This is a genomic window from Paenibacillus sp. PK1-4R, assembly GCF_030369595.1.
In the GTDB taxonomy this organism is placed as follows: Bacteria; Bacillota; Bacilli; order Paenibacillales; family Paenibacillaceae; genus Paenibacillus.
This window is the reverse complement of record NZ_CP126535.1, coordinates 427521-440149: the sequence shown is the minus strand read 5'-3', so window position 1 is coordinate 440149 and position 12629 is coordinate 427521. Positions and strand designations below refer to the sequence as shown.

Below are 12629 nucleotides of genomic sequence, written 5' to 3'. Positions count from 1 at the left end.
ATCATATCAATGGCATGACGTGTAGGGTTGAGCTTTCTTGCCATGTACACGTGGAACTTGATGCTATTTGTTTTGTTAATCAGAGTCATAAATCAAACATCACTTTCAGTATACTCTATACAACTATTCCAAAGGTTGGTAAACAACTAGGAGAATGGATTCATTTTTCTGTCAGGATTCGTCACAAGACATTTAATAACATGACAGATATATAACACATTTACTGGCTATAGCCCTAGAAAACCCATTACTTATGTCATGTTTTATCACAAACCAATTGCCATAAGCAGGATGACTATGTATGATTAAATAACTAGTTTCAATTTATTCCTTATTATTCCTTTTACACACATACGTTGCAGAAAGGATGGGGTGTACTCTTGATTGAATTTAGGGGTGTCCAGAAACATTTCGGTCATTTTCATGTCCTCAAGGATATCCATCTTCACATTGAAGAAGGAGAGGTCGTCGTCATTATCGGACCTTCCGGCTCCGGCAAAAGCACGTTACTCCGCTGTATTAACCGCCTGGAGACCATTACCGAAGGTGAACTTGTCGTCAGTGGGATTCCTCTACATCAGAAAAAGGTGGACATTAACCTCTTCCGCCGTGACATCGGCATGGTATTTCAACACTTCAATCTTTATCCTCACAAAAAAGTCATCGATAACATTACCCTTGCACCCATGAAGGTGCGCAAACAACCCAAAGAACAAGCAGCCGCAACAGCAATGAAGTATCTGACCCGAGTGGGCATTGCCGACAAAGCAGACAGTTATCCCTCTCAGTTGTCCGGTGGACAGCAACAACGGGTAGCCATCGCCAGAGGACTCGCCATGGAGCCCAAAATCATGCTTTTTGACGAACCTACCTCTGCTCTCGATCCCGAGATGATCGGGGAAGTCCTCGATGTTATGCGTTCCCTTGCCCATAATGGCATGACTATGGTCGTTGTTACCCATGAGATGGGATTCGCCCGCGAAGTTGCGGACCGGGTCATCTTCATGGACGAAGGCCGAATTGTAGAAGAGGCCAACGCTGCCGAATTTTTTGACAACCCCAGAGAAGAACGAGCACAGCAATTCCTGAGCCGTCTGATTCATCATTGAGAATAATCCACTATTCCATTTTGAAAGGGGTCTTTATTCATGAAGAAATTATTGAAATGGCCATCATTTATGCTTGTCCTCATTCTCTCCCTTATATTGTCAGGTTGTAGTACAGGTACAGATACACCTTCAGCGAGCGGTGGTGGCGATGCCGAGGCAAAAGGCACGATTGAGCGGATTAAGGAACGCGGTAAGCTCATCGCCGGTGTGAAATACGATACGAAGCTGTTTGGCTTGAAAGATCCCGCAAGTGGCAACGTTGAAGGATTCGATATTGATATCGCCAAGGCACTCGCCAAACAGATCCTTGGAGATGAGACAAAGGTTGAACTGAAAGAGGTCACTTCCAAGACACGTATTCCCATGCTGCAAAATGGAGACATCGACATCATCATCGCCACAATGACAATTACGGATGAGCGTAAGGAACAGGTAGATTTCAGTGATGTTTATTTTGAAGCAGGCCAATCCCTGCTGGTGAAAAACGACAGTGCGATTACCGGCCTGGAAAGCCTCAGCGGGGTGAAAGTACTCGCGGTGAAAGGCTCCACATCCGCTCAGAATATTCGCGAGAAAGCCCCGGATGCTGAGGTGCTTGAATTCGATAACTATCAGGATGCATTCACTGCTCTCAAAGCAGGTAAAGGCGAAGCGCTGACCACAGATAACATCATCCTCATCGGCATGCAACAGACGGATAACAGCTTCCAATTGGTTGGTGGCAATTTCACAAGCGAACCTTATGGTATGGCCATTCGCAAAGGCGACACTGCCTTCGTGGAGGAAGTCAACACGCTGCTCAAAAGCATGAAAGACAGCGGGGAATATGACACTTTACATGAGAAATGGCTGGGCTCCAAGCCCGAGTAACCCGAATTAAGATAGGTAAGCGGCGAATTCGTCTGCTGGATGCGAAGCATGAGCAGACGTAATCGCCGTTTCTACATCTGGAGAACGGAGGCTTCGCCTATATGGGCACATTGGATTTCAGCGTACTAATGCGACACTCGGATCGTTTTCTGGAAGGATTCCTGAATACGATTCAAGTGAGCATTATGGCTCTCATTGGCAGCTTTATCCTTGGCGCAATCCTGGCTATCTTTCGGATATCCCCTGTGAAACCGCTGAACTGGATTGGCACGGCTTTTGTGGAATTTATCCGAAACATCCCATTGCTGTTGGTTGTGTTTTTCTTCTATCTTGGACTGCCTGCACTAGGCATCTCGCTGGATGGGTTTGTCTCCGGTACTCTGGGTCTGACCATCTACACCGCCGCTTTCATTGCCGAAGCGATCCGAGCGGGTATTCAGACGGTGCCGCGTGGACAACTGGAAGCAGCAAGGTCTTCCGGCTTGTCCTATGTACAGGCCATGAACCTGATCATTCTGCCCCAGGCCATCAAGATTGTACTGCCGTCCATCGGCAACCAGTTCATCAATTTGGTCAAAAACTCATCCATTCTTGCCGTTGTCGCCGGCATGGATCTTATGTATTTTGCCGACTTGGTTAACTCGGATACGTTCCAGCCGCTAAGTGTGTACACCATTGTTGCGCTGTTCTATCTGGTAATGACACTACCACTTAGCTTCCTGGTGCATTATATGGAGCGCAGGTTTGGACAGAGCGATGCAGAGGCGCGCAACACCAAAGGCAAACCGAAAAAGAACAAACCGGCAGGTCAGGTTACCATGTAACAGATCGACTTGTACCTGGCGTAGATTTTTAGGGAGATATATTGGCTTGTCCATGTGGTTTAAATGAGTACTGGATCGTCTGTGTTTTGCTGGCATTGGTGATCATGTCACAGTGCATATTGTAATTCACTGCTACAGTGCTTAAGTTGCTTTATACACAGTCCATGCCCCATCTATTAATCTTCAATATTCTATTCCTGCATACAGAAGGAGGCTAATAAAATATGGACTTTAGCGGGGCCTATGCGTGGCCCAACCTTCGTTTCCTGCTTCATGGATTCCTGATTACCCTGCAGGTAGCAGGGCTATCCATTATATTCAGCTTTGTGCTTGGCACTGTGCTGGGTACGATCCGGTTTACCCGTATCCCTGTTCTGTCACAGATCGTCGCAGTGATCGTGGATACGATCCGGAATCTGCCGCTGTTGCTCATCATTTTCTTCATTCACATGGTACTTCCACAGCTCGGGATTAAAATGTCCGTCTTCTGGTCCACAGTTGTTGGACTGAGTCTGTTTGAAGGCGCAATGATCGCCGAGATCGTCCGTAGCGGTCTGAAGTCCGTTGAGCGCGGTCAGGTGGAAGCTGCCCGCTCCTCGGGCCTGAGCTACATGCAGACCCTAGGTGGCATTATCATGCCACAGGCGCTACGCCGCATGTCCCCGCCGATGGTCAGCCAATTCATCTCACTCCTGAAGGATACTTCACTGGCGATCATCATCTCTCTGCCGGAGCTGATGCACAACGTGCAGATCCTTGGCGGTCAAAGTTTCGATTACATTATCCCGGCCCTGCTGCTCGCAGCCGTATTGTATTTTGTCATCAACTACGCGTTGTCCATTGTCGCAAGACGACTTGAGGCACGGATGAATTGATAATCGGAGAGAATAAGGCATGAAAGAATACGAAACATGATGGAACATGAAGGAACCGAGACCCCGTGATTGATTAGATATGATTAGATATGATTAGGCATGAAGGAAAGAACCAAATGGATGAAAAAAATGAAAGCGCCCCAAAGACTCTAAATCCACCCATGCAGTGGAATTGGAGTCTTTGGGGCTACAGTTATGCTCATCAATGTACAAGCTCCCCATCAATCTCTAACGAACTGAAGGAAGCTTATTTAGCTATTTTTGGGATAGTTTCTAATCTAACGAATCGTAGACGCTCTATTCTTCCGATTCCCCCCACTTTTACCCCCTATTTCAGAGTTTTGAGTAAAATAACTTCACTGAGATTCGTTACATTTTTCATTTCAGCTTATAGCCCCACATTAGTCGTCTCAGGTTCGTTAAAACTTAAGCCACCGCGAATTAAATAAACACCCACTCCCACTATTAATGATTCGCCCGATTCGCCCATTTTAGCCCAGACTCAGCTCATCCGCTAGATCGCCGCTCCGTTGTGACGTAATTCCGCCTGTAACAGCTCGATCGGCAGTTTCACCGGGTCCAGCTTCATCTTCACTGTTAGTGCAGCCGCTGTCCCCGCGGCCTCCCCGGTAGCCATGCAGCTTGGAGTCAGCCTTGTCGTTGCATGCGCCTCATGTGTGGTAGAGATGCAGCGTCCTGCCGCCAGCAGATTGCGGATATTGCTAGAGATCAGACAGCGATACGGAATATCATACGCCCCATCCCCCTCTATAAAGGCAGCCACAACACCTTGACCCGAAGGGTCATGGATATCAATCGGATAACCACTTCTGGCAATCACATCGTCAAATTTCCGTCCTGCAACCACGTCCGCCTGAGTTAAGGCATAATGCCCAATGATTCGTCTGGATTCACGGATACCAATCTGCGGCGCTACTGCCGAGATCGAAGCCCGTTCAAATCCAGGCACATCACGCTGCAAAAACTCAGCGATCATCAGCACCTGCTTCCGGCCTTCCTGTTCCGCAGAGGTCAGATCCTCGGCATCCGTCGCATCGAGCCCCTGCACTCGGGTACAATTAATCAGCACTTCATCTTCTGCCGGTCCGGTAAAAAACAATACCTGGTCGCGATTAATCGGCACACCTGCTTTTTTCCACTGGGAGTAGAAACCACTCACCCCGGTTAACGGAATGCTGTCCAGTTCAGCAAAGGGGGTTTTCACATAGAAATCCTCCGGGTGCTCCAGCATGTATTGTTTCACTCGTCCAAGATCGACACCACGCATGCGGAATTTCATGGTCATCGGCTGCGACTGATGGTCGCCGTCTCGTCCCTTTGCCACAGAAGCACCCGCAAGATAAGCCAGATCCGCATCGCCGCTTGCATCCACAAATACGTCCGCCCGGAACTCCTTTCTTCCAGACTTGTTGGTCACTCGCACCGCTTCCACCCGATCATCTACAACGACCACCTCGTCCACAAAGCTGTGCAACAGAAGCCGGACACCAGCCTCCTGCAACATCTCTGCTGCAACCACCTGAAAGATGGCTGGATGGTACGGCGTGACGGTATGCACAAATCCAACTGTATCGCGCAGATGCCCCGGAGAGCCGCCACGTGCCTGCAAACGATCCACGATCTCCTGCGCAATACCTTTAATAACCTGCTCACCGCGCTCCGTATGGAAAGTCATCCAGGGATAGACCATAGCAGCAGTTGACATCCCGCCCACGAATCCATATCGTTCCACCAGCACTGTTCGTATACCCTGCCTTCCAGCCGCAATGGCTGCCGCTATACCCGCAGGGCCCCCTCCCACAATAACGACATCTGCTTCTTCCTTTTTCATACTCTTCTGTTCACGCAAATGTTGTCCCTCCTTCCGTTCTATAGCACGTATTGCACGGTTTACTCTTTCAGTCCCGTCATGGCAACTCCCTCAATGAAGCGCCGTTGTGCCAGGAAAAAAACAATTAACAGTGGCAAGGTTGCCATGACGGTGGCGCTCATCAGATATTGCCAGGCTGTACCCACTTCATCTGTAAACAAAGACAAACCCAATGGCAGCGTCATCAGATCACGCGAGTTAATGAAGATTAACGGATCAAAAAACTCATTCCAGATCGTCACAAACGTAAAGATCGTCAGCGTAGCCATACCCGGCTTGGCAATGGGCAGCATAATTCGCGCATATATCCGGAATCGGTTACAACCATCAATCATTGCCGCTTCTTCCAGTTCCGTTGGCACCGTAATGAAGAACTGCCGCATCACAAAGATGCCAAACACACCACCCGCGCCAAATATCGGCAATAATATCAGCGGAAGATGGGTATCAATCCACCCCAGCTGCCGCATGAACAGAAACATCGGTATCGCCGTCACCTCATGGGGAATCATCATCGCACTCAGCAGGATGAGAAATACCACATTACGTCCTTTAAACGGAATTTTGGCGAATGCGTAACCGGCGAGGGAAGCAAAAAATACTGTTCCTAGCACAACCAACGCAGAAATGTAGATACTGTTCCAATAAAAACGGTGAAACGGAATCAATCGAAAGACATCGATATAGTTCTGAAATCGGAAAGTATCCGGTATCCACTGCGGTGGATAGGTGAATATGCTCTGGGGTTCCTTGAATGATGTCGATATCATCCAGATAAATGGCACAATCATAATGAGGGAAATCAGAGTCAGCAACAAATACGTCCCCAGAGTACTTCCTATCTTCCGCCCCGAGGGACTAGGCATCGCCTTCATTAAATACCCACCTCTTTCGGAGCTGCCATTGCAGCAGCGTCAGGATCAGTACGATGAAGAACAGCACATATGCAAGAGCAGAAGCATAACCAAACTGAAATAGTTTGAATGCTTTTTCCCAGATATAATAAACCAATACCTTGGTGCTGTTGCTCGGCCCGCCCTGTGTCATCACGTAGATCTGCCCGAATACTTTGAGTGAACCAATCACGGTCATAACTACGGTCAAAAACACGGTTGGCGTGATCATGGGCAGCGTGACGTGAAAAAAGGTTCCCCTTTTGCCCGCACCGTCCAATGTTGCTGCTTCGTACAGTGAACGCGGTACCTGCTGAATGGCTGCAATGAACAGCACCATATTCAGACCGACATTTTTCAGCACACTTGTCACAATCACCGCCGGCATTGCCAAATCTTCATTGTATAGCCAGGCCGGACCCTTGATGCCGGCCATCAACAGAAGCTGATTAATCAATCCTGACTCTGTTGCATACATCAGCTTCCACACGATGGCCCACACGATCAACGAAGTCATGACCGGAACAAAGATCGCTGTTCGGAAAATTCCGATGCCGCGAATACTTCTGGACAGCAGCAATGCGAGTAGCAGGGCGAGCACAATATTGAGCGGCACCAGCCCCGCTGTGAAATATACTGTATTGGCAAGAACCTTCCAGAACATGGCGTCTGTCATAACATTCTGGTAATTCTCCAATCCAATAAAATGATGATCCCCCAGCAGCGGCCAATCGGTCAGGCTCATGTATAACGCGAGACCCATGGGAAATAACAGCAGCAGGGTAAACCCAAGCACCATTGGCGATACAAACAGCCAACCCGCGATCTGGGCCTCTCTGGCGAGCGGCCCCCCTCTTTTGCGCTTGCGTGAATGGGTCAATCAGGCCTCCCCCTTTTAATCAAATTTCCTCCGAAGCTGAACTCTGCGACGCTTCTGTATAAGGGGCTGATTCAAAAGGAATGATCCCCTCGCTCCAAATCGCTAACGAATCTACCGCATCTTATAAGGCAGATTTTTAAAGAATGCACCGGGTAACGAATCTCAGTCATCTTATATCTCTATAAAATGTCGCCAGAACTTTAAAAATCGACCAAATGGACGAAATAACGTCTCTCTGATTCCTTAAATTTCAGATCCGTACAAATGGACGTGAATAACATGTCCTCGATTCGTTAGAACGAATGAATGCTAACATGGTGTGCCCCCGTGATTCACTTGACTTTCAACTGATTAATTCGGACGGTTCAGACAGTCCACCGCATTGCGAAACCCGTTCACAGCCCTTCGCAGCTGTTCCTCCGTGTTGCCAGTCACGACCGCTCCAAGCATAATCGCCTTTACCCCGGTATCGCGCAGCACCCGAACATCCTCCGGCACCAGCTTTCGCTGGGAAGGAACCAATACCGGTACCTGGGCTTGCAAGACCAGACGGCGATACTTAAGCACATCCGCGAAGCTGAGCGGTGTACCGTATTCTTTTCCAGGTACAATGGATGCCTCCAGAGCGGTGAAGCCGAAGTGAGCTGCCGATGTTACGAGGGAAGCATCATATTCCTCATTGATCGCAAACGTTGGGTCCAGCCCCAAGTCATTCAACATGAAGGATGGCAAGTGATGTGCATAGATGGAATAGAAATCAAAACCCAGCCCGGAAAGCCCCTCCACATCCTCCCTTTGTGCCCCATCAATACTGCCAGAAGGTACGACCCCAAGTGGACCACCAAACTCACTGCGGATCGCCCGAAACACCTCGGCGTACATGTCCAATGGACCAAAATGATTCCCGCTGGCGCGATGACCGACATTATAATGCACCTTCAGTGCATCAGCGCCCTCTTCCATGGCTGCCCGAGCCAAACCAATATCATTCTCAGGCAGACTGACCACCAGCGACAGCGGTTTCCGTTCAAGTAATTCTTTGAATTTGCCCATCGTTCTCACCTCCGGTTTCGATCGAATGATTTAGGGTTGCAACACACTTTGGATCTCTTCCTGCATTTGTTTCAGGTTATCCTCAGCTGTCGCTGTTTTTGCAAACAGTCGGTCAAATCCCTGCAATACCGCATTGTCGATATCCTGCCAACGGATATGACCGGGGATTAAGCGCGCTTTGGGCATTTCATCAATGACCGCCTGCACGATATGCTCTTTGCTCGGATTATTCGGTTGAAGAATGAATGCATCTGAGTTCAGAACAGAGGTACGCGGAGGCACAAAGTAGGTGGCTGTCGCCTGAATCCCCTGCTCACTGGCAAAATACTTCAACAGTTTCTTCGTTTCCTCTGGATGTTTGCTGTCGTTGAACATGGCATATCCGGCCTGCCCTAGCATCGGCACACTACCTTGAGAACCGGAAGGCATAGGAGCGATGCTCCATTCAAAATCCGTAATTTCTCTTGCTTTGGAAACATAGCTGTAATTATCAAAGAACATGCCCACATTACCCGCATCGAAGCTGACCTGTTCCCCCGCCTTTGGGTGTGATTCATCGGTGAACATCATGCGTTCCAGCAATTCAAAGGTCTGTACGCCATAGGCATCGTTCCAGGTGAACGTTGTCATGCCTTCGTCGAATGGACCGCTTCCATTGGACCAGGAGTAGGAGGAGAGCACCGCCCAGGTCTTCCAGTCGCGAAAAAAGTTGGCGCCATAGACTCGGTTGGTCGCATCCTTACTGGCAATGGCTTTGGCGGACTCTTCGAACTGTTCCCATGTCCATTGTCCTTGGGTGGCAAGTGTGTTTGGATCAGTCAGGCCGGCCTTGTCGAACAGCGTTTTATTGTAAAACATGACCACCGGAGGTGTAGAAAAAGGTAGCCCCAGCAGTTGGTCGCCATCACGGAACAAATCCAATGTACTTGGAATATAATCATCCAGCTTAAACTGTGCATCACCCTTGAACTCGGATACATCGGCCAGAATGTGGTTGGACTTGAATTGTGGCACCATTCGCTCCGATACCCAGGCGAGATCGGGAAGAGAGCCTCCGGCGGCAAGCACCGAAATTTTTTGCTGGTATTCTGCGAAAGGTACGGATTCCATCGTTACTTTGATGCCTGGATTTTCCTTGGTGAAGTCATCGATCAGCTTGTTGTATACATCCATATGCGCCTGATTGCCCCACATCATGAACTTCAGCTCGACCTCTCCATTCTCTCCGCTTGAACTGCCAGATTCACTGTTAGAATTGGAGCTTGCGCACGCGATTGAAGCCATCATCATGAGTACAAACACCAGTATCAGTCCTGCTTTTTTCATGGAAATCCCCCTTATGGACGTCGTGGTATACATGTGCAACCAAAGTATAACGAAAGCATCGTTCCCTCATAAATCACGTCAACTACAGAAATGGTATGGTTTTTCAAGAGATACTGAATCGGTCTCGATATTCTCCTGCGGTCCATCCCACCTGCTGCTTGAACACCAGCATGAAGTGTTTGGGGCTCTGATGCCCGGATAACCGTGCCACATCATAGATTTTAAGACCCGTGTTGATCAGCAACCACTTGGCCCGCTCCATACGTGCCTCAGTGATGTATTCGGAATAATTGATGCCTATTTCGTTCTTGAACAGCTGGCTTAAATAAGTAGGGTTCAAGTTAACGAGATCTGCTATCGTCTGAAGTCGCAGATCTCCATCGGGATGTTGCTTGATGTGCTCCTTCACATCTCGGATAATCTTCCGCGTATCTCCACCAGCGTGTTCTGCTTTGCCAGATGGCTCAGGGGTAGAAAGGGTTGAAATACCGTATCTGCGATCCAGCAGCAATTGAATCTTTTGTATGCATAATGCCAGTTCATAACGATCGATTGGCTTCAACAGGTAGTTCAACACCCCGAACTCCATCGCTCTGCGTGCATATTCAAACTCGCCGTAGCCGCTAATGATGAGCATTAGCAATTCAGGGTACATGTCTCTTGCTTTGCTTACCAAAGTTAATCCGTCCATTTCACGCATGCGGATATCCGTGATTAACACGTCCGGCACCTCACATCTCAGAAAATCCAGTGCCTCGGTACCGCTCGACGCTTCGCCTGTTACCTGAAACTGAGAAGACACTTGTACGATCAGTTCCCTCAGTCCCTGACGGATGACCGTCTCATCCTCTACAAGCAATACTTTATACATGCGCTTCAATCCCCTTTCGGTAGAAGTTGAATGGATATCGTGACCACCAGTCCCTGCCCGGGGCTTCCATCAATGCTTAGGCTGCCGCCTTCTCCATACATGAGACGAAGCCTCTGAGCGATATTGTTAAGCCCCAGACTGTCCCCGGCATGGCAACGTAATGCCTCATTGGAAGGCTGTTTTGATATGGACTCATTTAACTCGTCAATCTTTGCCTGAGTCATACCCTTACCGTTGTCTCGCACACTAATCAGCAGCTCCTGGTCGAATTTCAAGGCAGTTACCCAGATTACTCCTCCATTTTCCTGCCCTTCAATGCCGTGGTAGACTGCATTCTCCACCAGCGGTTGCAGTACCAGCTTGGGAATCAAATACTCAGTTATCCCTTCTTCGATGTCATAGATAATCTCCAACTTGCCGTCGTAACGTACCTGCTGAATGCGTACATAGGATTGTACAAAAGCCAGTTCTTCCCCAAGTTGAACCATCCGGTCCACCTTATCAATCGTATAGCGCAGCAACTTGCCAAGCGCCGTCACCATGTTCGACACCTCTGCGTGCTTCTGGCGAATGGCCATCATGTTAATGGACTCCAGCGTGTTGTATATAAAATGGGGATTCATCTGGCTTTGTAACGCTGACAACTCTGCCTCCCGCTCTTGAATGCCCAGCAGGAACACCTCATTGAACAGTCGATGAATCTCTTCCATCATTCGGTTAAAGCCCCGGCTCATCTGTCCGAATTCATCACTACTGAAGTGTGCTACCCGCTGGCTAAAATCTCCCTGCTCTACCCGAATCATGTGGTGCTTCAGTCGAATCAGTGGCCGGGTGATACGATAGGATAACAGAACCGCCAGAATCGCTATACCCGCCATACACAACACTGCGAACCATATTGTAAAGGTAAGCATCTCACCCGACTCCTTTTGAATCACGGCAATAGGTGTAAGACTGATCACCGAAAGCCCGGAATAGCTGGAATGGTGTTGTACATAGAGATAGGGCTGCCCATCCAGAACAACTTTTTGGTTTCCTGCATAGCTTTGAAGCTGTCCCTGCATTAGCAACTGGTCGTACGCAGACATTCCTCCGGTTGAGGTTCGTTCGAACAGAAGACGCTGCTTGCTGTCTACAATCATCAGGCTTGCATCTTGCTCATAATTCAGATTGGATAACAGTTGGCCGAAAGCCTCCAGACGGATGTCAATCAGAATGTACCCCAATCGCTGGAGCGTACTCGGATCTCGAAGCACTCTGCCCACCGATATATACGATTCTTGCTGACCACCCGTGTAATAGCTGGGTTGATGCGGAGGAAGCAGGCGCCATGTCCCTTCCGAGCCTTCAAGCTCTGCAAACCAATCATCCTGCCTACTGTCCCATACCGGCTTGACCGCCAGGGAATCGAGATTGGAGAACAAAATGCCGCTGTTGCTGATCAGGTGAATCCCCCGAATCTCGGGTCGGTCATAAGCTTGACCCGATGTGTAAAGCTTCATTTTCAGATAATCCTCAGACCTCGCCCATGTACCCGAACCCATTGAAGCGTTGTATTTGCCCAGAATGCCAAGCACCATCTGATCGTAAAGCGGCAAGAGCGACAACCGCTCAAAGTCCTTCAGCAGCCGATTCAGATTAGCGTTAATCTGGCGAACCATATCAATGGTGAACTGCTCGGTCTTGCGATCCATCGTCTGCGAGAAATGCTTGTAGTTCATCATTCCCTGCAAGCTTAGCGGCAGTAACGTCAGCGCCAGGAACAACAGGAGCAACTTGGTGCGCAGGTTTACGTTTTTCCCGAAATAACTGTGTACCTTGTCCATCATTTCCGTTCATCCCTCCCTCTCCCGATCATTGTATGAGCCCCCTTCACAGATCAACCTGGATATAACTGGGGGCATCATATCCAGTTTTAATGATCATTCGCTATCCTGCCAACCCTAGAATTGGTACGGAATTTCAAGTTATCCGCATTAGTTTCAGATGAACGCAAAAAAGCCGACTGTATCACTACAGTCGACTACGCTATTTCTA

Annotated in this window: 11 protein-coding genes; 4 read left to right on the top strand and 7 right to left on the bottom strand. The window is 48.8% G+C overall.

From position 1 onward, the window contains the following. The first annotated feature begins 356 nt into the window (after positions 1 to 356). The 4 genes from QNO02_RS02100 to QNO02_RS02085 all read left to right on the top strand — a co-directional run bounded on the left by QNO02_RS02100 (position 357) and on the right by QNO02_RS02085 (position 3678). Positions 357 to 1109, top strand: a complete 753-nt coding sequence (locus QNO02_RS02100) for an amino acid ABC transporter ATP-binding protein (RefSeq protein ID WP_036673121.1) — start codon at positions 357 to 359, stop codon at positions 1107 to 1109. Positions 1110 to 1148: 39 nt separating this feature from the next. After that, a complete protein-coding gene (locus tag QNO02_RS02095; protein WP_289390954.1) occupies positions 1149 to 1979 on the top strand; it encodes a transporter substrate-binding domain-containing protein in 831 nt (276 codons plus the stop codon). A gap of 101 nt (positions 1980 to 2080) precedes the next feature. Continuing rightward, the gene (locus tag QNO02_RS02090) at positions 2081 to 2803 is read left to right on the top strand and encodes an amino acid ABC transporter permease (protein WP_289390953.1); all 723 of its coding nucleotides are present in this window, start codon (positions 2081 to 2083) and stop codon (positions 2801 to 2803) included. A 224-nt stretch (positions 2804 to 3027) separates the two neighbouring features. Next, on the top strand, positions 3028 to 3678 hold the full coding sequence (locus QNO02_RS02085; RefSeq protein WP_036673117.1) for an amino acid ABC transporter permease: 651 nt from the start codon (positions 3028 to 3030) through the stop codon (positions 3676 to 3678). Positions 3679 to 4192: 514 nt separating this feature from the next. Here QNO02_RS02085 and QNO02_RS02080 read toward each other — a convergent pair. From QNO02_RS02080 to QNO02_RS02050, 7 genes are all read right to left on the bottom strand, one after another. Further along, complete coding sequence (locus QNO02_RS02080; protein ID WP_289392657.1) at positions 4193 to 5530, bottom strand: FAD-dependent oxidoreductase; 1338 nt, start codon at positions 5528 to 5530, stop codon at positions 4193 to 4195. Between the two features lie 59 nt (positions 5531 to 5589). Next, positions 5590 to 6444 (bottom strand): carbohydrate ABC transporter permease, encoded by an 855-nt coding sequence (locus QNO02_RS02075; RefSeq protein WP_036616638.1) that lies wholly within the window; start codon positions 6442 to 6444, stop codon positions 5590 to 5592. Continuing rightward, positions 6428 to 7342: a carbohydrate ABC transporter permease gene (locus QNO02_RS02070; protein ID WP_289390952.1), complete on the bottom strand. Its 915-nt coding sequence runs from the start codon at positions 7340 to 7342 to the stop codon at positions 6428 to 6430. The genes QNO02_RS02075 and QNO02_RS02070 overlap by 17 nt, the downstream gene beginning before the upstream one ends. A gap of 351 nt (positions 7343 to 7693) precedes the next feature. Then, complete coding sequence (locus tag QNO02_RS02065) at positions 7694 to 8395, bottom strand: hypothetical protein (RefSeq protein ID WP_289390951.1); 702 nt, start codon at positions 8393 to 8395, stop codon at positions 7694 to 7696. Positions 8396 to 8425: 30 nt separating this feature from the next. Beyond that, a complete protein-coding gene (locus QNO02_RS02060; protein ID WP_289390950.1) occupies positions 8426 to 9721 on the bottom strand; it encodes an ABC transporter substrate-binding protein in 1296 nt (431 codons plus the stop codon). A 103-nt stretch (positions 9722 to 9824) separates the two neighbouring features. Then, positions 9825 to 10592 carry a response regulator transcription factor gene (locus tag QNO02_RS02055; protein ID WP_289390949.1) on the bottom strand — a complete coding sequence of 256 codons (768 nt, stop codon included), beginning with the start codon at positions 10590 to 10592 and terminating at the stop codon, positions 9825 to 9827. Positions 10593 to 10597: 5 nt separating this feature from the next. After that, on the bottom strand, positions 10598 to 12421 hold the full coding sequence (locus tag QNO02_RS02050; RefSeq protein ID WP_289390947.1) for a sensor histidine kinase: 1824 nt from the start codon (positions 12419 to 12421) through the stop codon (positions 10598 to 10600). Between the last annotated feature and the right edge of the window lie 208 nt (positions 12422 to 12629).